Below are 21,725 nucleotides of genomic sequence, written 5' to 3'. Positions count from 1 at the left end.
GATGAACGTTAAGTGTAGACGAATAGATGACTAATATTGATAAAGGAATTCTGCAGTTCTACCTTCACAATCTCCTTGCTATCTTATATAAAAAAAAAGCTGCAATTATAAAACTGCAGCCTTTACATTAAACTCTATTAACCTTATCTATTTAAAAATTGAAAACCTTTAGTGTAGTGCCTCGACTGAAGCCAGAGTTTTTTGTAGAATGTATAACCACTCCTAAAAATTTCAAACAGAGAAACACGACACGTTTTATTGAGGAAATATGCGCCTACCGCTATACCAACTGTTGTAAAGACAAGTGTAGAGACAGCAACCATTTCGATAGATTTGAGCATATATATCGCTATTAAATCACCTATAATATTGGCACCTAACATTATGGATACTTTTAGTGCATTGATGTTAGGTCTATTGATACTATCCAAGCCAATTCCTGTCATACGATCTATAGGTAGCAACACCCCATAAACCGATAATATCCTAACAATAGTTACAATGTTTATTCCGGTAGTTGTCGTATTCAGGTATTGATATCCAGAAATAAGAATTACAAATGCTTCAGCAAAAACAAAAGTCACTATAGACACCGCAAAAAACAAGTAAGTCAATGCGCCAGAATATATATTAAATAGCTCTTTTACACTATCTGTTTTTCCCTCTAAGCTTGCTTTAGACATTTTTGGAAAAGCTGTTGCCGTAAAACTTCGTAAAGGAATTTGCTGAATCTCAGTGAGTTTTAACGGGATACTAAATAAGGCCACAGCGGTACTACCGAAAGGACTGATACTTATAATTAAAATATCTGCATTACGTAACAAGTTTGTACCAATGAGTGTAAACGTGCTGTACTTCCCAAAATTGAGTAAGGTTTTTAGCGTTGTTTTAGTTGCCTTTCTAATGAGCTTTAAACCATCCCAAGATTTACTGATACAAACCAAAGAAGTGATTGTGTTTATGACCAAAAATACTATGGTAATCTCTAAAACGGAACACTTTAAAACAAAAGTATTAACTACCAAAAAGCTAAAGAACAATCCACTATTTAAAGCTTTAATGATTAAAATTTTATCATATCGCATCTTTGCTTGTTGTACTACAAGCGCATTGTTAAACGGAAGATTTACAAATGCCAAAACTGGGTACCAACTAAAAAAGAGTACATATGATGACGCATTAATGGCCTCTCCAAAAAATAGCTTAATGCTTATTAACAATAAGGCTATAATTAACGTCGCCAGGAGACTAATAAGTACATTTGCACCTATCAATTGGTCTCTATTCGTTTCTGTAGCCCCAGAAAGAAATCGAACCAATCCGTTATTGGTAATGCCATAGCGAAGCATTTCTACAAGCGAACCACCAGAGATAAACAATACCCATTGTGCAAACGCATCTGTCTCTAAACTCCTTGCCAATAATGCAAAACCACCAAATCCCAATAATGCTATAATGAGGTTTCCTGATAAGGACAAGAAATTATCTTCTCTAATTATTTTGTTGAGTAGCTGCTTCATGTTTAAATATGATTACTTGTATAGAATTGAAAACGGAACATATTTTTTAATCTAATTCTTGTTTTAGATCGTTTTTTTGGCAACTCTCCTAGAACAGTTTCAACTTCTTTTATCTCAACACCATTAATAATGAACTGTAATTTTTCGCCCACAAGTGCCTTTAAATTGTTTAGGATATTATCGTCTGCTTTAGACCATAACCTGTTAGAACGGCAGACCATCAATGCTAAGTCTGAACTCGCTATTAACTCTGAAGGATAATTAAGCGCTAACAAACTCGGTAATTCAATTAGTATGTAATCTAAGTTTTTATGGCTTTTATCAGAAGTATCAAAATCAAGTTCGCTGTAATCCTTAATCGCTTTACAATCGTCATTAAGATTATATATCTTGTATTCTGAAGCCTCTAAATAATCTTTTGTTTGGGACAGAAAAGGATGATTATGATCTATTCTTGGATCTTGGTACCCAAAGAACTTATACAACCAGGCTGATCTAGAAACACGAGACATAGATTTATCTTCGCCCGAATGATTTAATACCAAAACCGAGTACCCTGAAGCCTTTAATTTTCTTGCTATATTAGAAGTAATGACACTTTTACCTTCTTCACTTCGTGTACTAAACACCGTAATTATTTTAGGTGACTTCGTTTCGTTTTGGACTTTAAATGTTCTATCAAGATTCTGCATGACGAAGTCCATTAATCTATCTTGAATTCTAACTAAATCAATATGGGACTTAGCTCTAAAAAGTTTAGGCAGCATTCCCAGAGATGGTAGCTCTAATTTTTCTGAAGCTTTTTCCTCATTCTTCAATGTTTCATCAAAAAATTCCATAAACAGAATACTCGCTAAGATTACAATTCCTGTAACCAATACCATTGCTATGATGATAATCTTTCGTTTAGACGGAATTGGCTTTAAAGGATAATAAGGTGGATCTAACGCCGTTAAATTGCTACTTAACTGTGTGTCTTGGAACTTTAGCTTTGCAAGATTGAGACCATGAAGAATTTCTAGATATTCTTGCTCTGCTACTTCAATTTCTCTTTCAATTCGCTTTAAATTTGCACCAGCTGGTGCATAAGTTGCAAATTGCTTTTTAATGGCTTGATTTTGTACATCCATTACCGAAAGTTTGGCTTTGATATCTTCGGCTTCTACAACTTTGTCTACCCAGTCTGGCAGTACCTTTTTAATTGGCACACCATCTGTTGAATTTTGAAACGTGTACAACTCATCTACATTGGTTTTTATTTCCTTTTGAAGGGCTTTTGCCTGTCTTTTTAGCTTTTCTAAATTTTGGGTTGAACGCTCATCACCATTAGACTTAGCGGTATACATTCCTATTTTATAATTAAGTGCTCCCAATTGTTTTTTACTTTCTACAATAGCATTATTCTTTTCTTGAATAAGTTCTTGGATGGCTAATTTTTCCTCTAGCCGTTTAGCAGAGGCCTGTGAACCAGCTAATTGAGCTAATCCTCTGTTATATGCCACATCCATGTCTTCTTTTACAATAGCTACGGCCTTACTTTGTTCATAGTAATTGATAATGTTATTGTCTTGATTGAATTTGAGTAGCTTCTGCTCTATGGTCTTCAATTTATTCTCGGATTGTTTTAGCTGTGCTTCAAAATACTTCACTACAGCATCAGAGCCATTTTCCTTTAAATCTTTATACTTTTTAATACAAACATCTGTATATATTTTGAGTGTTTGCTGGCAAATCCCAGGATCATCTGTCTCGTAACTTAGCTTCACCAAATCACTAGATGAAATTCGCTCCACCTTTACTTTAGATATCGCCTCTATTGAATAATACGGATGATCAAAACTCAATAAAGAGTACACAAAATTTGAATTGTCTTGATTCATGAACTCTGTTAAATACGTAACCGTAGATTCAAAATCCGCATTCCCGTCCTCATCAAAAATTTCCTCATTAAACAGATAAGTTTTGATTTCTTCTGGGAGTATATCTTGCAATTCTTCAAAAGCCTCTTCAGAAATAAATTTATGATTCGGAGCTTTTAACAACAAGTGCTGACTTAATAAGCGTATGGCAACTTCTTTTTGTGTATCCCTAGATTTAATGGTATTGATAAGGTTATCAAATGCATTATTGGCCGCCAAATAATTGAACTTTTTATCCATTTCTATTGAAGAACCAGAGGCAATCCCTGTGTAAAGCATGGTTTCTGAATAGTACGCTCGCTTTGGATTGCTGGTAAGCAACACAGCTAACAACCCAAAAAATAATGGTACAACCGTCAAGACAACTTTATGCTTTAATATCAGTTTTATAAAATCAATTGGTTTCATCTGTTTGAATTTTATTGTTTTTACATCAGTCGGATAGAATTCGCCATTAAAAATCTCGTTTGGTATTAAGAGTTATTATGACTCATTTCATTTGCTAGTAGGTTTAATGGGTTTATTTGATTTGTACACCTGTGTAATTCTCTAGTAGTTTTTTGGCTAAAAGCAAGTTTGATTTTGCTTTTTCAAACTCTGTGGCCACACCAGCTGTGATATCCGATATTCTTATGTATTCGTATATTTCCATTTGCCCATTGGTAAATTCTTTTTTTGCCATTTCTTTGTTGACTTTGGCATCACTGAGATTAATGGCTTGAATTTCGAGTAAGCTTTCCTTCAGAATTAAGTCTTCGTAGTACCTAATTACTGTTTCCCTAATTTCATATTCTTGGAATTCTACAAGACTTTCGGCTTGAGAGATTTCTGCTTTCGCTTGCTTTATATCTGATTTTCGATTGAAAATATCAAACACAGGAATTTTTAAGTATAAGCCTACGCCATAATTCGTTTGTGTTGTTGTGCTGGCCAAGGTGACTGTATTTGGACCACTTACATTATTTGAGAAGTTATCAAATGTACCATATCTTGTATCTGCTTGAATCCCAAAATTTCTTGTCCAGTTTCTACGTTTAGCTTTTAGGTTGGCTTTCTTTACTTCGATTTCATTTTTTCTGTAACCAAGCATTCCATTATTTACTAAAGCCGAATCAATTAACACCCCAAGTTCTGGTATCAACAATTTAAATGTATCAGGTGTCTCAGTATCTACCAGTGTATCTTGAGTATAACCAAACGTACTTGTCGATACAATGATAATAAGCGTAACCAATAATTTAGAAATATGTCTCATGGCTTTATTTTTATAGTTGTTATACTATTTCTACGAGACAAACTTACAATGCCAATAGAGTGAATTCTCTTATATTTCGATGGATGAACGCTAAGTGTAGACGAATTGAACGTATATGTTGATTAAGTATTTTGGTCACATTATACATACTGAAACATAAAAAAAAGCTGCTATCTCAACGTATTGAAAATAGCAGCTAAAAACTAAACATGAAAGCCCATATTGGGCACTAAGCAAGCAATTGTAGATCCCCACCTACATAATTAAATTGCTGAAAGATTGCTCATTGCAAAAATTTGAATCAATGAAAACTATACTGTACTCTTTTGAAATAATGCAGGTACCGTCCTAAAAAGAATCTTTAAGTCAAACCAAAGCGAATAATTGTTACCTGCAAAGTAATCTGCATAACGGTTATCTAAAGCTATACGCTCTTCTTCTGACATATCGCCTCCTTTTCCCCGTAATTCTACTTGCCAGAGCCCTGTTATACCTGCTGGCGCTAAAAAACGTTTAGACATTTGATCTTGAGTCAACAATTCTGCTTCATAGACTGGCAACGGGCGATTCCCTACCAAAGACATGTCGCCTTTAATAACATTGATTAACTGTGGTAATTCATCAATGCTCGTATTTCTTATGAGTTTACCAATCTTGGTAATCCTTGGATCATCCACAATTTTAATAAAGCTTGAATTGTTATTTTGCTCTTGCTGTTTTTGATGTGTATGCCAATAATCACAAATTTTCTTATCCTCTGCATATCTCACTGGCGAGCAATATTCGCCTGCTGGTAACTTACTACATCTAGGACATTCCTCTTCATCAACTTTAACCTGTGCTTCTACATTGCTATATTGGTTTTTCTCTCTGGCTAATTGTTTTAATAACTTATCAGATCCTGGCCGCATAGATCTTAACTTATAAAAATCGAATGTTTTTCTACCCACACGTTTTGCTATATAATAGACCTTTCCCTTAGACTCTAAACGAATCGCTATAATCGTCATCAATAATAATGGCGAAAGCAGTAACAAAACTGTTGAAGCTACAACGATATCAAAAATTCTTTTTGATAATGGAAACTTATATTTTACGGGTTGTACAAAAGCATTAGATGACATTAAGCCTTCGCGAGACTTAGATAACTGTTCTGCTCTAAGTAAAATTTGTTCTGTACTGGTGGAACCAATTACAAAATAATCATCAATTCCACTCTCATAGGCTTCTTTGTAAATTTTGGTATTGTGTTCTCCTACGAGTAAGATGAATGGTATTCTTGATAAGGTTTCTTCTTTTTTCAGCGTATTGTAAAAGTAGATACCACTATTGCCTGGCAAATTATGCTCACAGATTACAACCGAAATGTTATTCTGAGAATTTAAAATTTCCAAAGCTTTTAAGCCATTACTGCAATACACCACTGAAGCTTCAATGCCTTCTGTACTCCATTGTATGTCTTGGGTGTCACTCCCTATATATAGTGCTTTCATTTTTTAAAGTTTTTTAGTTGCTTATTTACCAAGCATTACTGTAATGAATAGGATATAGATTCTTTTTCACTACTTCGTCTAACTCTTCTGGATTAAATGGTTTGGTTAAATAATCTTGAGCCCCTAGTTTATAGGACTTTATACGCTCTTTGCTTTCAGATTTACCTGACAGCATTACTATTGGTGTATGCTTGGTGTACCCTCTCAATCTTATATTTTGTAACAAGGTAAAACCGTCCATCTCGTCCATTTGAATGTCACTGATTATTAAATCGGGTAAATTATTTTCTAACCAAGCCTCTGCTTCTTCGCCAGAGTTAACCGCCTTAACATCGTATTTGTTTGATAAGAAAAACTCTAACAGCGTTGTCATGGTTAACTCGTCGTCAATTACTAATATCTTTTTTTTCATGATTTGAAATTTTAATCTTTTACTACTTTATAATATCTTTAAAAAAGGCAATTGTTTTTTCTAATCCTTCATCCAACTTCACTTTTGGCTGCCAGTCTAACGCTTTCTTTGCTAAAGCTATATCTGGTTGTCGCATCAAAGGATCATCACTTGGTAGTGGTTGAAACACTATTTTAGATTTTGAATTGGTAAGTTTAATCACCTTTTCTGCCAGTTCAATAATCTTAAACTCATCAGGATTACCAATGTTAACAGGTCCTGTGAATGCATCATCTGTATCCATAGTTCTTACCATCCCTTCAACAAGGTCATCGACATACTGAAAGCTTCGAGTTTGCTCACCTTTGCCATATACGGTAATATCTTTATTTTGTAAGGCCTGAACTATAAAGTTAGACACCACTCTACCATCATTTGGATGCATTCTTGGCCCATATGTATTAAAAATTCTTACGATTTTTATCTTTACATTATTCTGGGCATGATAATCTCTAAACAGAGTTTCCGCCGCACGTTTGCCTTCATCGTAACAAGAACGTTCTCCTATAGGGTTTACATTTCCCCAGTAAGATTCTGGTTGTGGATGTACCATCGGATTACCATACACTTCGCTTGTTGACGCTTGCAAAATCTTAGCATTAACTCGCTTTGCCAATCCTAACATATTAATGGCACCCATTACTGAGGTTTTAATCGTCTTTATAGGATTGTATTGGTAATGAACAGGCGAGGCAGGACAGGCCAAATTGTAGATTTCATCTACTTCTATTAAATAAGGGTTAATAACATCATGGCGAATTAACTCAAAATATGGGTATTTGGTTAAATGAAGGATGTTCTCTTTTTGTCCAGTAAAATAGTTATCTAAACAATACACTTCATGTCCTTCAGACAATAGTCTTTCGCAAAGATGTGAGCCTACAAATCCTGCTCCTCCTGTTACTAATATTCTTTTTTTGTTCATGGCTATTGGGCTTTTAAGTTCTATATTCTACTTTAAGCCAATTGGGCCTTTAACTCAAGTTTATTTGAGTTTCGTCTTTCGGTATTAATTCCTATACAAGCATATTGGTAACCCATAACATGCATTTCTTCTTTATCATATATGTTTCTGCCATCAAAAACAATTGGAGTGTTCAATAGGCGCTTCATCACCTTAAAGTTAGGAACTCTAAACTCTGACCATTCTGTTAAGACCGCTAAACAGTCAGCATCGATCAAAGTTTCGTACTGATCCTCACAATAGGTAATTGTATCACCAAAATGATGATTTGCTTCTTCTATAGCAACAGGATCATAGGCCTTAACCGTTGCGCCAGCCGCCAATAACTCCTTTATAATTTGTAAAGATGGTGCTTCACGCATATCATCTGTTTGAGGCTTAAAGGATAATCCCCAAATTGCAATGGTTTTACCTTTAAGATCACCGTTAAAGTGTGAATTAATTTTATTAAACAACACCAACTTTTGAGCCTTATTTACAGACTCAACAGCCTTAAGTACCTGAAGTTCGTACTTGTTTTCACTAGCTGTTCTTATTAAGGCTTGTACATCTTTTGGAAAACATGATCCACCATAACCTATACCTGGATAGATGAATTTTTTTCCAATTCGAGAATCCGATCCTATGCCTTTCCTAACATTATTTATGTCGGCTCCCACGATTTCGCACAGATTAGCAATGTCGTTAATAAAGCTAATCTTAGTAGCTAACATCGAATTTGCAGCATACTTGGTCATCTCTGCCGAAACGATATCCATAAAAATAATAGGATGTCCGTTTAACGTAAATGGCTTGTATAATTTTTTAAGTAACTTCTCTGACCTGTCACTCTCTGTACCCACTACGATACGATCTGGTTTCATAAAATCATCAATAGCAGCACCTTCTTTTAAAAATTCTGGATTTGAAGCTACATCGAATGGAATATCTACTAGTCGTTTGTCCAATTCTCCTTGAACAGCATTTCTAACCTTTTCTGAAGTCCCAACAGGCACTGTACTCTTTGTGACGATTAGTTTATAATCGTTCATATGCTTACCACACGCTCTTGCTACAGCGAGAACATGTTTAAGGTCGGCACTTCCATCTTCATCGGGTGGTGTACCTACGCTAATAAATACAGCTTCAGCTTCAGATATCGTATCCGCTAGGCTTGTTGAAAAGCTTAAACGTTCTTTTGACATGTTGCGTTTAATCATGTCTTCCAACCCTGGTTCATAAATGGGTATGATACCTCGTTTTAAATTTTCGATCTTTTTCTCGTCGATATCTACACAGACTACATCTATTCCTACTTCAGAGAAACATGCTCCTGTAACCAATCCGACGTATCCACTTCCTACTATTGCTATTTTCATAATTAAAGTTTTTTTATGTTTAAATTCTGAGACAAACTTAGCTGCGAAGAGACTCGTAGTTCGCTAAATTTCGATGGATAAACTTTAAGTGTAGACGAATGAACAGATACAACTGATGTTTTGTTTTTGGAAAAAGGATAATTAAATCAACAAAACTTAACTAACTGTATTTGTACCACTTACAACTCTTGTTGAATGATGCTATACAGATTTTTGTTAAGAGGTAAACAAAAAAAGGCAGTAGAAAAATCTACTGCCTTACCTTGCTATTAATTCAATATTTAAACCTATTCTATGAATTCTGATTCAAAGATAGATGAGATATTTCTAAGGGACGTTTAAATTTCGTCTATTGAAACTTAAATGTAGTCGGATGGTAAGTTAGAATCGATGAATGGTTTTAAAGTAAATTTAATCGTTTCATCAATTCGGGTCGGTTAGAACGACTTACAGGAATAACATCTCTCTTTATTAGGACACTATTGTCTTCGATATCTATAATCTTTTGAACGTTGATGATATATGAACGGTGGACTTTTAAAAACAGACTGTCGGGTAATTTTTCTTCTATTTTTTTAAGTGTAGAGTGTACTGTATAATTTTTGTCTTCGGTTTTTACGAGGATGTAATCGCCTTTGGCTTCTACTAAGTAAATACTTGGAATATCGATTTTAATTAAACGTCTGTCTATATTGACATACAAATCGTTTCCCGATGTGGTCTCCACATGTTCGGATGAGCTAGAACTGGTAGTCGCACTTACCGGTGAGGATTCTGCCTTTTGTATAGCTTTTTGAAAACGCTCAGGTGTAATAGGTTTCACTAAATAATCTACAATACAATCGTATTCGAAGGCTTGTATAGCGAAGTTAGCATCAGATGTAGTTAATACAATTTTTGGTGGATTCTTAATGGTCTTAATAAAATCGAAGCCAGTAAAATCTGGCATGTGAATATCCAGAAAGATGAGATCGACTTCGTTCTGATTTAAATATTTAATGGCCTGAATTGCATTTGGGAACTCTTCTAAAACTGTTAGGTTAGGTATGTTGCTGCATAGTTGGCCGATAATAGCTCTCGCAGTGGCTTCGTCATCAATAATAATACAATTCATAAAATAGGATTATAGCGTCTCTAAAAAATCAGTCATATTTTGCAAAATGGCTTCAAAATCATCTTGCCCTTTTTTACTACCCTCTATAAGATTGTGCTCATAGATAACGGCAGCTTCATAACTGTTTACGAGTCCTAAAATACTAATTTTATGTTTAAGTTTATGTACGTTTTCGGCAGCTGCTTTAAAATTGTTTGCAGCTATATTGTTAAAGTAAACTTGTTTCTCTTCTGGGAATTCTTTTTGAATAATGCCTATGAGTTTTTGCTCAAAAACCTTATCACCGCCTGACATACTTTCAATATAGGATAGATTAGGTTGTTCCATTATTATTTTCTTAATGTAAAATAGAAAGTGGTGCCATTGTTTATTTCAGATTCTACCCAAATATCCCCTTCATAATGCGCAATTATTTTTTTCACAATTGACAAACCAACACCAGTAGACTCTTTATTTTTATTAAGGGCATGAAACATTTTGAAAATCTTATCATGATACTTCTTTTCAATACCCACACCATTGTCCTTAACCGAGAATTTAAACATGCCTTTGTGCTCTTCAACATCTATTTCTATCATCCCTTTTTCTTTATCATTGTACTTAACAGCGTTACTTATTAAGTTTTGAAATACTTGTTGCATTTTTATTTTATCGACCTTAACCGTTGGAAGTTCCCTTAGGATCTTTAATGTGATATGATCTGGTATATACAACAATTGTTCAATGTCATTAATGAGTTCATTAAGATTGACTTGGGTATTATTGGATGCCTCGAAACCTATACTTGAGTATTCTAAAACGCTCGATATAAGATGCTCCATCTTTTCTAGCGTAGATTGAATCAATTTAAAATTTTCTTGAGTCCTATCATCAAGTTTGTCTTTATTATCTTCTCGTATCCAGCTTACCAAGGCATCGATGCTTCTTAGTGGCGATTTTAAATCATGTGATACGATATGGGCATATTCTTGGAGCTCATCATTACTTTTTTCGAGCTTGTGAAGCAGCTTTTCTTTTTGAAACTCAAGATTTTTGAGCTCGGTAATGTCTAAATGAATTCCGATGGAACCTATAATATTGCCTTTAAGGTCATAGTTTGGCGCACCACTAATTAGCCAATACCTTATATCACCAGCTTTGCTCTTTACGGTAAGTTCATAAGAATTAGATTGTCCCTTTAAGCGCTTCTGGTTTTCTTTTTGAATAATCTCAGATGATTTGTCTGCCACCAAAAGTTCCCCTCCTTTTTTTCCAATTAATTCATCTTCATCATAACCCGACATTTCAACAAAACTTTGATTTACCATTTGAATAACATCATCGTTATTAACTTCGACCAAGCCAAGATTCATGTTGGCTATAATACTTCTGTACTTTTCCCGTTCTGCCTCAATGGCACGCTGATATTCATTTTCTAATGTAATATCCCTTACAATACCTTGTGCAGCAACTGCCCTACCATCCTCATAAATGATACTGGCATTTATGTGTACAAATTTTGAAATGTTTTGCTTGGTTCTGATTTTGATTTTAAAATCCGTAATAGAGCCTTCTTCAAAAAGTTTTCTAAAAGCTGGTTCTACTTTATCTACTTCTTTTGGGTGAACTAGTGTAGACAAGTTCCCTTCATCATGAACTGTCTTGAAACCCAATAACGCAACAGCGGCTTCATTCATCTTAAGAATATTTCCCCACAAATCCATAATGACATAGGCATCTACAATATTCTCGAAAACGCCCTGAAGTTGTGAAGATGTTTTATTGTAGAGCACCGTTAGCTCTGCATGGGACTCTTCAAGCTTTTTATTTACTTCATAAAGCTCGGCAGATTTTTCTTCTAAGATTTTCTCAGCTGCTTTCCTAGATGCACGTTCGCGTTCTAACGCCCGCTTTAAGATATCTACTTCTTCTTGACTCATTTATTAGCGCTTGTTGATAACAAATCGCACTTCGGTACCTTCTTCATTTAGTTTTTCAAAAGCTATATCCACAGGCACTTTAAAAAGTTTGAATGTTTCTAGCATTAATCCTTTTCCAAGCATATACAGTGCTTTATCAGACTTGTAGACCATTACCATTTTTGTATCTGTTCGTTCTTCTAAATCGAACGTTGGTAGTTGGGCTTCGGGATAAATCTTCTGTACCTCAACATGAATATGATTTTCGATAGAAGCCAATAAATCCATTGGATCCTTATAATGATTTACCAAATCTGGATGGGATTTAATTAGTGCAGCGAATAGATGCTCTGAATACACCATTAGCAAATCATCAACAGAAATGTCGGTATTATTACTAAGGTGCGAAATAAGTTGTAACATCTCGCTAAACTCGTAGGTACCAACAGATGTATAAACGCCACCAGACTCCAAATTAGACTGACTAATAATTTTATCAACCATAGCCAAACCAAATTTTTCTTCAACCAATTCTAAGAATTCTGTAAATATGATACCCTTCATTATGTTGTAATTAATTCATTAACACTCCAATATGACAATAATTTCTCAATTTTTGAAACATATTCTTCATATTTTAAGGGTTTTAACACATAACCTGCAATTCCAATTTTATAACACTCCAGTAAATCGCGCTGGTTACTAGAAGTCGTAAGTATAATTGTCGGTATGTATTTTAGTTGGTCATCGGCCTTAAGAATCTTAAGAAACTCAATACCATTGATTTTTGGCATATTGAGGTCTAATAGAATAATGTGTGGCAAATTTTCCTTTTCTTCTAGAATTTTTAGTGCTTCTTCACCATTATTTGCTTCGGTGATATTATGATTAAGATTAAGTGATCCTGACGCTCTTTTCAGCTTCATAACCTCTATCATATCATCTTCGATTAAAAGAATATTCAGGTTTTTCATTTATTTGTAATTAGCTTTTAAAGAACAAAGTTAATTTTCCACCTTAAAGAATGTCTTTTCATTTCGATTAGTTGAACTTAAGTGTCGACGGATGGTAGATAAGTGTAGATGAGTTACCAAAAAAGCTAATTTACTTCACGATAGAGAAAATAAGTCAAAATTAGAATAAGCGTTATAATGAAGAGGTATAAAATTGTTCGTATTTGCTAAGAATATTACCAATTTAATTAAGGTAAACAAAAGCTAAGTAACCTTTATTTTATTTTATCAAACTGCAAATTCCATACTCTATGGCCATCATATTTTAATCCATTAACTTCACCATTTTCATCTGTTGAAAAGATCAGATTGCATTGCATTGCGCTATTACCACTTTGCCATGTAGTGAAAATATTGTTACCCAAATAATAGAGCTTACTTTTTTTATTTAAACTTCCCCAATACATATACATATCATTTTGTTCCTGCATAATCTTAATTGGGATGGATCTCGCTAGTGTAGAAACCTTATACTGTCCAGCAAATTTTTGTAATTCATCTCTACTTAACTTAGGAATTTGGTGAGACAACTCATTCGACAATTTACCATTATTCACCAAAGGATCTGCAAATGCTATGGATGTTTTGTTCGTATTTAAATCATTGAAATATAACTGAATAGGACGTCCTACACCTGTCATTTCTAAAATTGTATCATTGATAGGTTTTAAATCAATTTCATATCCATTATATAATATATACTTCAATTTGGCCTCCCTTAATACTATTTTATCCACTCCAACACCTCCAGATGGCGGTTTCTGGCTACCAACAGGAGCGTCACCAGGATAAACACCTATAAACTTCTTAAGATGCGCTATTGGCAAATCAATCTCGTCTTGGGGTGTAATTCTGGGCTCTTGGGAAATACTTTGGTCAATATCTTTCTCACTTTCTTCTGAACTATTTTTTTGAGCTATTTCTTGGTCTTTGCCATAATAATCGACAATGTCTTTAAAAAACTTGTTTATCACAGATTGAGCCCAAATTTCTTGTGTATTAAAGAGTCCTATTATGGATATATCAAAATCAGGAAGCCAAAGCATTATTGAGGTTGAGCTACTTCTACCGGTATGCTGGATCCATCTATAACCAGATTTGGTATAACCGGTTTCAATACCTCGTGCATATTTGGTTAGATCACCATTAGTTAAAGTATCCCTATGCAATAGATTATCTATCAGATTTTTATCAGTAAACACCTTTTTATTATAATTAGACATCCATTTTAACAAGCCTTGGATATTTGCATACATCCCACCTGCACCATGCATTCTATCTGAACCGGTATCTCCTGAAACATCAGTTTTAAATTTTTCATCTTTATTTTCTCGTGCTAAGTATCCTTTAGCAATATTTAAATTGCGAACTTGATTTGAAAACCTAATTTCGGAACTTTTAATATTTAATGGTTGTAGAATATGCTGTGTCACAAAATCCGGAAAACTTTGATGGCTTACCTTTTCAATCAATTCTGCAAGAATGGCATAATTAGTATTGCTATAATTTTCTGATGTTGTCGGGGAGAATGCCAAGTTCTGTTGATTATAAATTATATTTAGCATCTCTTCCTTTTTGTAAGTATTAGCCTCTTCTCTTCCACGTGCCAACAATGCCAATTCAGAATAATCTTGTAAACCACTACAGTGGGTTAGCAAAGAGTAAATTGGTATGGGTTCTTTGATTACAAACTCTGGAAGATAAAATTGAATGGGTTTATTTAAATCGATTATATTTTTATCTGCAAGCCAAAGTAGGCTTACTGCTGTAAATTGTTTGGCACACGATGCAATATCAAATAATGTGTTTACGGTAACGGTATCTTTTTCTTCAATATCTGCATACCCAAAAGTTCTTGTGTATAAGTCTTTTCTATCTTTAGAAACCGTAATGATACCACCTGGACCATTTTTAATGAAGAATTCATCAACCGCTTGATCAATTTTATCTTTCCATGAAAGCATGTTTGCTTTTTGCGCAAATGCTTTTTCGGCTAGTACAGAAATCAACACTAAAAATATTAAGCAATATTTGGCTAATTTGAAGTTTCCTGCTACGTTAGGTATGGTTTTAATTTCGCTCATTTATCTAAATAGTTAATTTGTACTAAAATTGTATGTCTCTTAATTACGACTAAGGTTAACAAAATTTTACTGACAGATTAAATCTTTCTCAGTCATCATAAAAGAATATGATCAATTAAGAAATAGTTCTTGACTTAAAGATTTCAAAAATTGCGAATTTAAAGAAGGTAGTTACGCTAGAGCTTTTTTAAATCAATAATATACCATAAAACAGTTATTAATATTATGCTAGCTAGATGTAGTTATGATAGTTACTCCACGATACAATAAGTAAGGTAATAGATTTAAAAAAATATGTACTGATATGGATAACACAAATATGAACACTAAAAGACCTCCTTTAAAAGCTCTTGGAGACTATTCCAAGATTTTTCATCGGCATCAGCATCGTAGGCCAATGGCAAATTAAACTTCTCGGCATTAGCATCAGCTGTTTTGGATGTAAAACTATGTTTCACGCCCGGATAAGCAATATACTCATATTGGGCTCCAATAGAATCCATAGCTTTAGTGAATGTGGTAATCGATTCTGGACTAATAAACTCATCGGCTGCGCCATTGCATACCAATACTCGTGCTTTTAACTGCTCATTTGGCATAACAGGAAGTGTTACGCCACTATGAAAAGCAGCTACGGCATCTAAATCAGCTCCACTATTGGCCATAGTTAGCACTACACTACCGCCAAAACAATAGCCAATGGCGGCAAGTTTATCACCATCAACAGATTCGTGGGCTTTCAACAAACTGACGGCTGCATTAAAACGTGCTTTAGCTTCTGGAAGATTAGTAAAAACGCTTCTGGCAAACTTACCAGCATCATCGGGATGATCGGCTAGTTTACCATCACCATACATATCTACTGCCATAGCCGTATACCCCAAATTAGCAAGCATATCTGCGCGTTCTCTCACATAGTCATTATGTCCCCACCACTCATGCACTATCAATACTGCAGGACGTTTCACTTTCGAGTTCTCGTTATACGCGATATACCCCTTAAGACTTGTCGAATCTGTAGCATAGGTCACCTCTGTACCTTTAACTTTAATTGTTACAGGTTCAGCTTTAGGTTGTGTTTCGGATGCTTGTTTCGTGTTCTCTTTGCAAGAAACACTCAAAAGAAGTATTGAGGCCGTTATAATAATGGTAAATCGCTTCATAGTATTTTTAGTTTTCATCTAGATAAAAATACTAATTGTATGACTATAAAAAAAGTGATTGTACAACTACAATCACTTTTAATATTAACTTATATATGCCATTAATCTTCAATGAGTCCCTGCCCTTCAATCCAAGGTGCACCTGCTGCTTTTAAACGCCTCTCAATTACTGGCAATGTGGTCTCGGACATCATTTTCAATTGTGCTTTTACATTCTTTAATTGACTATTAACACGCTGTAAAAAAGCTTTATGAGTTCCAGTTGGTCCATAGGTGTTACCAAAGGCGCGCCATGATAAGCCATTACCATCATTTGCCGTTGGATTTGATTTTTCACCGATTTCGCCTTTTACAGAATCACCCCGTAATTCTTTTTGAATAGCCAATAATTGCAGCCTTGCCGCATTAATATCGCGTAAAATCGCATCATTTGGAGCTGTAGTTTTATTAGCTGCACGTTTCATAGCTGCTACTTTTTTCATTTGTTGGTTCATCAACATATTTGTAGCGGTAAGATCTTGTTGAAATGCAAATACATCTTCCCTGAACTGATTCATTTCGTCATAAGACTTTCTTTGTAAAGCTCCATCGTACATTGGAATCACTTTGAATTCCTGAGGTCCTTGAAGTGTAATTGTTTCACCATCCACTCGTTTAACCAAAGTCGCTGTATAGGTCCCAGGTGTCACCATAATATTGCCTGTACCAATACCATCACCTTCTTGCGATAAACGTTCCCCGCGCTTATTCGGATAATTTAATTTCCAATTCACACGATTAAATCCTTTTTTATTGGTACCTTTTATTGTATTTACAATATTTCCTTTATCATCTTTTATAATGAATAAAATCAACGGCCCATCTTGATTAGTCTCTTTTTCTAGGGCTTCCCATCCTGGGAAATCCATATTGGTTTTCTCTCGCTCTTTGCGTTCATCTTTTAAGGATTTAACCTTATCAGACAAGTAATAAGTAAATCGTGCCCCAAAAGGCGCATTAGGTGCTTTATACTCTGCATCTCCTTGACTTCCTACTCTACTCGCCTGTCGATACCAATAGGCATCTTTAGTTGGAAACAACCTCGCTTCTTCAGATAACATTGAAGCATCAAAATTGCGTAGTGGAGCCATATCATCTAAAATGAAGAATCCTCTACCAAATGAAGCCGCTACCAAGTCATTCTCCCTCCTTTGGATGGCAATATCCCTGAATGATATTGTAGGGACGCCTCCACTTAGTTCTACCCAGTTTCTGCCGCCATTATACGTAAAATAAATACCATATTCCGTTGCCGCAAACATGAGATTTTTATCTACATGATCTTGAACTAATCGCCATACCAAAAGACGCTCGGGTAGATCTCCACTAATTATTGTCCAACTTTTACCCTTATCGGTACTTTTTAAAATGTAAGGTTTATAATCGCCATATTTGTGATTATCCACAGCAGCATAGACTACATTAGCATCAAATAAATCAGCGCGAACATCATTAACAAAAGGCACATGATCCAACCCTTTAATGGTACTTAAGGTGAATTTTCGCCACGTATTTCCTCCATCTTCGGTTGTTTGTATAATACCATCATCAGTTCCCGCATATACCAACCCCTCTTGTTTTGGAGATTCTGCTAATGAGGTAATAGTATTATAATTGGACATCGCATAAACATCCCAAGCATTGTCCCAACTTTGTTGCTTCCCATAATAAGGAATCGTTATTCGGTCTTGGTTTAAAGTCAGATCCTTAGAAATGGGTGTCCAATCGTCACCTCTATTATCCGAGCGCCATACACGCTGAGACGCAAAATACAAACGCTTTGGATTATGTGGACTCACTAAAATTGGTGCGTCCCAATTAAAACGTTCATACGGTTCACCTTCCCTTGCTTGGGGTTGAATAAAAACCGTTTCCTTAGTGGTCTGATCTATACGCCAAAGCACACCTTGTTGAAACTCGCCATAGGTAATATTCGGATTTCCTGGCTCAATAGCCGATTGATGACCATCAGCTCCTAAGGTTTTCCACCAATCCGAGTTGGTGATACCATCAGAATACATGGACTGCGAAGGCCCACCATGAGAACCATTATCTTGCGTACCTCCATAGATCTTATAGAAAGGTTCTGAATCATCAACAGCCAGTTTAAAATATTGTGTAATTGGCAGATTTCTAATATATTTCCAACTTTTGGTTAAATCAAAGCTTTCATATAAACCGCCATCTGTTCCGAACAAAACATAATTGGGATCTGATGCCTTAAAAGCCATAGCATGGCTATCAACATGTTTATTCTTTTCGTTCATGGTATAAAACGTCTTACCATGATCATCAGAAATCTGCACATAATTGTTCATTAAAAACAATTTGCCTTCATGATGTGGTGAAGCATATAATTCTTGATAGTAGTGTGGGCCTGTTCCTCCAGACACAGCATCTGATTGCTTTGCCCATGAGGCTCCCCTATTAGTTGACATAAATACGCCTCCTTTTCTACGATCTAACTCAATAGCTGCGTAAATCACATCTGGATTAAAAGGCGATATGGCCAACCCTATTTTACCCAAATTAGAATTTGGGATGCCCTTTTTTAACTTCGTCCAAGTTTCACCGCCATCCGTGCTTTTATGAATTCCTGAACCTGGACCACCGCCTAAATAACCTGCTACCGTACGATGACGTTGCCAAGTTGCAGCATACAATACATCGGGATCTCGTGGGTCTATAACTAAGTCTGTAGCTCCAACCCATTCATCATCTCCCAAAGTCCTCATCCATGTATTTCCACCATCTATGGATTTATAAATGCCTCTTTCGCCTCCAGAAGTCCATAAAGGCCCTTGTGACACTACCCAAATAACATTGGAATCTTCTGGATGTACTATAACTTTTGAAATATGTTCTGAGGTCTTTAAGCCCATATTTTTCCATGAAGTACCATTATCATGACTCACATAAACACCATCTCCAAAACCTACATGGCGGCCACCGACATTTTCGCCAGTACCTATCCAAATGGTATGAGGATTGTTAGGATCGATTGTTATAGCACCTATAGAATAGGATGCTTGATTGTCGAATAAAGGTGTCCAAGTCGTTCCTGAATTGGCAGTTTTCCACACACCACCCGAACCTACAGCCACGTACCATACGTTTTCATTATCGGGGTGCATCGCAATATCTGCGATTCTACCTGAAGTAAATGCTGGCCCAATACTGCGAAGTTTAAGACCACTAAAGGTTTTATCATTGACTTCTTGAGCCTGTAGAGGCACAATAATGATTAATAGGAAAACCCGTAAAATTCTTGATTTTAAAAATGAATTCATTCGTGAAAATTATTTAAGAGTTAATCTGTTATACATTTTTGATAAAATTCTGTCAATTAGCTTCGTGCAGTTAGGCTTTGCTTTTTGCTTAGTGAAATTTGCACCTAGAGTAAGGATTCTAACTTAAAATTAGTTCTCGATACATCCTGATCCCGATAGCTATCGGGACTGTCATGACGCTCGAACTGACACTGAATACTAATTTGGCTCAAAATGCACAACTGGTTAAAAGTTAGTTGTTTGTCTTATTAGTATCCCGCTGCTTGTCCATCTTTGCGACTTTCAGAAGCACCATGATACACCTTATTTTTATCATCCCAAAGTATTGCTTGGTAACCACCATAAATGCCTCTTGCGGTTCCCATACGATGTCCTTTGTCCATTAGTCCTCTGATAGTTTCATAGGGAATACCAGATTCTGTTCGGATGGTACCCGTATTGGTGGACGTTTTTCCCATAGGGCTTGCACCTCCTGTATGATCCCACCGTGGTGCGTCACCTGCTTCTTGTAAGTTCATACCAAAATCTATGAGATTCATTACGATTTGTGTATGACCCATGGGCTGAAAATCGCCTCCCATAACACCAAAACTTACATAAGGCTTACCATCTTTTGTAATAAATGCCGGTATGATGGTATGAAAAGGACGTTTACCAGGCTCATAAGTATTTGCCTGTCCTCGTTTTAAACTGAAGAGTTCTCCTCTATCTTGAAGCATGAATCCTAGTTTGGGCGGCACCATAGCAGAACCCATACCTCGATAATTACTTTGAATTAATGAAATCATATTTCCGTCTTTATCTGCCGCAGTCATGTAAATGGTTTCACCAGCTGAGATTTCACCCGACGAATAGCGTCCAGCACGCTCACCTATTAGTTGCCGTCTTTCATTGGCATAATCCTCTGAAAGTAATTGATCCACAGGAACATCGAAGAAATCCATATCCGCATAATATTTCGCACGGTCTTCAAAAGCTAATTTCTTAGCTTCAGTGAATAAGTGTAAATGTTCTACACTTCCAAATGCTATGTTTGAAAAATCATACCCCTTTAAAATTTGCAACATTTGTAAGGCTGCAATACCTTGACCATTAGGTGGTAATTCCCAAACATCATAGCCGCGATAATTAATGGAAACAGGTTCTACCCATTCCGATTTGTGCGCTGCTAAATCTTTAGTCGATAAAAAACCTCCTTGACTTTTTATAAAATCTGCTATCGTCTTGGCCATTTCACCTTTATAAAAAGCATCTCGGCCTTTTTCTGCAATTTTTCGATAGGTTTCTGCTAAATATGGGTTTTTGTAAATCTCACCTTCATTTGGCAGATTACCACCATTTTGAGTAATGTAGGTGTCCACAATGTTTGGGTAACCTTGCGATTGGTAATACGGTACGCTGCGCTGCATATACCAAGCAATCAGTTCTGTTAATGGGAATCCCTTTTCAGCATAATCTATGGCTGGTGCCAGAATTTCTGTCATGGGTTTTGAGCCAAACTTTTTATGCAATTCAAACCATCCATCAACTGCGCCCGGGACACTTACAGGTAAAGGTCCCAAAGATGGAATCTTTGACATGCCTTGTTCTTCAAAATAGGCCAATGTTAAATCTTGAGGTGAACGACCACTGGCATTAAGTCCATACAATTTTTTAGTTTTCGCATCCCAAACTATTGCAAATAAATCACCGCCTATACCACAACCTGTAGGTTCCATAAGGCCTAAAGCGGCATTGGCTGCAATAGCTGCATCAATAGCGTTTCCACCATTTTTAAGGACATCAAGTCCAATCTGAGTAGCCAAAGGATGGCTAGTGGCCACCATACCGTTTTGTCCTAAAACTTCAGAACGGGTTGCAAAAGCTTCTCCCGTAATACGGTCTTGCGCAGTACTGTAAAGTGTAACTAACAAAACCAGTAACAGTAGATTCGATACCTTTTTAATTCTTATCAATTTCATAGCATTTTTTTCTTAAAAGTTCGATTATAAAAAATAATTCGTTGTGTATTTTGAATAAAATTCGTCAGTTCGAGTGTCCTGACAGTCCCGATAGCTATCGGGATCAGGATGTATCGAGAATAGAATTTTATGTGTAAAAAACCGTGTTCTCGATACTTTTTCTTCCCGGTAGTTATTGGGAAGAAAAAACTCGAACTGACAGT

At 35.7% G+C, this 21,725-nt stretch carries 16 protein-coding genes; all 16 read right to left on the bottom strand.

Translation table 11 applies throughout. From position 1 onward, the window contains the following. Positions 1-143 precede the first annotated feature (143 nt). Entirely contained in the window at positions 144-1,520 is a 1,377-nt protein-coding gene (locus Q0972_RS01770; protein WP_299361824.1) for an oligosaccharide flippase family protein, read from the bottom strand. A 2-nt stretch (positions 1,521-1,522) separates the two neighbouring features. Beyond that, on the bottom strand, positions 1,523-3,847 hold the full coding sequence (locus Q0972_RS01765) for a hypothetical protein (protein WP_299361822.1): 2,325 nt from the start codon (positions 3,845-3,847) through the stop codon (positions 1,523-1,525). A 112-nt stretch (positions 3,848-3,959) separates the two neighbouring features. Further along, positions 3,960-4,694, bottom strand: coding sequence for a TolC family protein (locus tag Q0972_RS01760; RefSeq protein WP_299361820.1), 735 nt, complete (start codon positions 4,692-4,694; stop codon positions 3,960-3,962). A 311-nt stretch (positions 4,695-5,005) separates the two neighbouring features. Then, entirely contained in the window at positions 5,006-6,187 is a 1,182-nt protein-coding gene (locus Q0972_RS01755) for a sugar transferase (RefSeq protein WP_299361818.1), read from the bottom strand. Positions 6,188-6,212: 25 nt separating this feature from the next. Further along, positions 6,213-6,599 (bottom strand): response regulator, encoded by a 387-nt coding sequence (locus tag Q0972_RS01750; RefSeq protein WP_299361815.1) that lies wholly within the window; start codon positions 6,597-6,599, stop codon positions 6,213-6,215. Positions 6,600-6,621: 22 nt separating this feature from the next. Beyond that, a complete protein-coding gene (locus tag Q0972_RS01745; RefSeq protein WP_299361813.1) occupies positions 6,622-7,563 on the bottom strand; it encodes a UDP-glucuronic acid decarboxylase family protein in 942 nt (313 codons plus the stop codon). A 32-nt stretch (positions 7,564-7,595) separates the two neighbouring features. Next, positions 7,596-8,960 (bottom strand): UDP-glucose/GDP-mannose dehydrogenase family protein, encoded by a 1,365-nt coding sequence (locus tag Q0972_RS01740; RefSeq protein ID WP_299361810.1) that lies wholly within the window; start codon positions 8,958-8,960, stop codon positions 7,596-7,598. A gap of 400 nt (positions 8,961-9,360) precedes the next feature. Next, positions 9,361-10,074, bottom strand: coding sequence for a LytTR family DNA-binding domain-containing protein (locus tag Q0972_RS01735; protein ID WP_299361807.1), 714 nt, complete (start codon positions 10,072-10,074; stop codon positions 9,361-9,363). A gap of 9 nt (positions 10,075-10,083) precedes the next feature. Next, positions 10,084-10,401, bottom strand: a complete 318-nt coding sequence (locus Q0972_RS01730; RefSeq protein ID WP_299361805.1) for an Hpt domain-containing protein — start codon at positions 10,399-10,401, stop codon at positions 10,084-10,086. Between the two features lie 2 nt (positions 10,402-10,403). Next, on the bottom strand, positions 10,404-11,993 hold the full coding sequence (locus Q0972_RS01725; RefSeq protein ID WP_299361803.1) for a PAS domain S-box protein: 1,590 nt from the start codon (positions 11,991-11,993) through the stop codon (positions 10,404-10,406). Positions 11,994-11,996: 3 nt separating this feature from the next. Beyond that, on the bottom strand, positions 11,997-12,536 hold the full coding sequence (locus Q0972_RS01720; protein WP_299361801.1) for a heme NO-binding domain-containing protein: 540 nt from the start codon (positions 12,534-12,536) through the stop codon (positions 11,997-11,999). Continuing rightward, positions 12,536-12,946, bottom strand: a complete 411-nt coding sequence (locus tag Q0972_RS01715) for a response regulator (RefSeq protein WP_299361798.1) — start codon at positions 12,944-12,946, stop codon at positions 12,536-12,538. Before Q0972_RS01715 ends, Q0972_RS01720 begins: the two co-directional genes overlap by 1 nt. Before the next feature lie 254 nt (positions 12,947-13,200). After that, positions 13,201-15,069 (bottom strand): serine hydrolase, encoded by a 1,869-nt coding sequence (locus Q0972_RS01710; protein WP_299361796.1) that lies wholly within the window; start codon positions 15,067-15,069, stop codon positions 13,201-13,203. 326 nt (positions 15,070-15,395) lie between these two features. Beyond that, the gene (locus tag Q0972_RS01705) at positions 15,396-16,232 is read right to left on the bottom strand and encodes a dienelactone hydrolase family protein (RefSeq protein WP_299361793.1); all 837 of its coding nucleotides are present in this window, start codon (positions 16,230-16,232) and stop codon (positions 15,396-15,398) included. 101 nt (positions 16,233-16,333) lie between these two features. Beyond that, on the bottom strand, positions 16,334-19,561 hold the full coding sequence (locus Q0972_RS01700; RefSeq protein ID WP_299361790.1) for a glycosyl hydrolase: 3,228 nt from the start codon (positions 19,559-19,561) through the stop codon (positions 16,334-16,336). Between the two features lie 248 nt (positions 19,562-19,809). Beyond that, entirely contained in the window at positions 19,810-21,522 is a 1,713-nt protein-coding gene (ggt, locus tag Q0972_RS01695) for a gamma-glutamyltransferase (protein WP_299361787.1), read from the bottom strand. Positions 21,523-21,725: the final 203 nt, after the last annotated feature.

The organism is Winogradskyella sp. (assembly GCF_028282165.1).
GTDB lineage: Bacteria > Bacteroidota > Bacteroidia > Flavobacteriales > Flavobacteriaceae > Winogradskyella.
The sequence above is the reverse complement of the archived record's forward strand: the minus strand, read 5'-3'. Positions and strand labels throughout refer to the sequence as shown.

What these genes read in the sequence shown, in the direction of transcription:
- Q0972_RS01740 (WP_299361810.1), bottom strand. Translation starts at nt 8,960, where the DNA reads ATGAAAATAGCAATAGTAGGAAGTGGATACGTCGGATTGGTTACAGGA.
- Q0972_RS01700 (WP_299361790.1), bottom strand. Translation starts at nt 19,561, where the DNA reads ATGAATTCATTTTTAAAATCAAGAATTTTACGGGTTTTCCTATTAATC.
- Q0972_RS01765 (WP_299361822.1), bottom strand. Translation starts at nt 3,847, where the DNA reads ATGAAACCAATTGATTTTATAAAACTGATATTAAAGCATAAAGTTGTC.
- Q0972_RS01730 (WP_299361805.1), bottom strand. Translation starts at nt 10,401, where the DNA reads ATGGAACAACCTAATCTATCCTATATTGAAAGTATGTCAGGCGGTGAT.
- Q0972_RS01720 (WP_299361801.1), bottom strand. Translation starts at nt 12,536, where the DNA reads ATGAAGGGTATCATATTTACAGAATTCTTAGAATTGGTTGAAGAAAAA.
- ggt (WP_299361787.1), bottom strand. Translation starts at nt 21,522, where the DNA reads ATGAAATTGATAAGAATTAAAAAGGTATCGAATCTACTGTTACTGGTT.
- Q0972_RS01715 (WP_299361798.1), bottom strand. Translation starts at nt 12,946, where the DNA reads ATGAAAAACCTGAATATTCTTTTAATCGAAGATGATATGATAGAGGTT.
- Q0972_RS01755 (WP_299361818.1), bottom strand. Translation starts at nt 6,187, where the DNA reads ATGAAAGCACTATATATAGGGAGTGACACCCAAGACATACAATGGAGT.
- Q0972_RS01745 (WP_299361813.1), bottom strand. Translation starts at nt 7,563, where the DNA reads ATGAACAAAAAAAGAATATTAGTAACAGGAGGAGCAGGATTTGTAGGC.
- Q0972_RS01750 (WP_299361815.1), bottom strand. Translation starts at nt 6,599, where the DNA reads ATGAAAAAAAAGATATTAGTAATTGACGACGAGTTAACCATGACAACG.
- Q0972_RS01735 (WP_299361807.1), bottom strand. Translation starts at nt 10,074, where the DNA reads ATGAATTGTATTATTATTGATGACGAAGCCACTGCGAGAGCTATTATC.
- Q0972_RS01725 (WP_299361803.1), bottom strand. Translation starts at nt 11,993, where the DNA reads ATGAGTCAAGAAGAAGTAGATATCTTAAAGCGGGCGTTAGAACGCGAA.
- Q0972_RS01770 (WP_299361824.1), bottom strand. Translation starts at nt 1,520, where the DNA reads ATGAAGCAGCTACTCAACAAAATAATTAGAGAAGATAATTTCTTGTCC.
- Q0972_RS01705 (WP_299361793.1), bottom strand. Translation starts at nt 16,232, where the DNA reads ATGAAGCGATTTACCATTATTATAACGGCCTCAATACTTCTTTTGAGT.
- Q0972_RS01710 (WP_299361796.1), bottom strand. Translation starts at nt 15,069, where the DNA reads ATGAGCGAAATTAAAACCATACCTAACGTAGCAGGAAACTTCAAATTA.
- Q0972_RS01760 (WP_299361820.1), bottom strand. Translation starts at nt 4,694, where the DNA reads ATGAGACATATTTCTAAATTATTGGTTACGCTTATTATCATTGTATCG.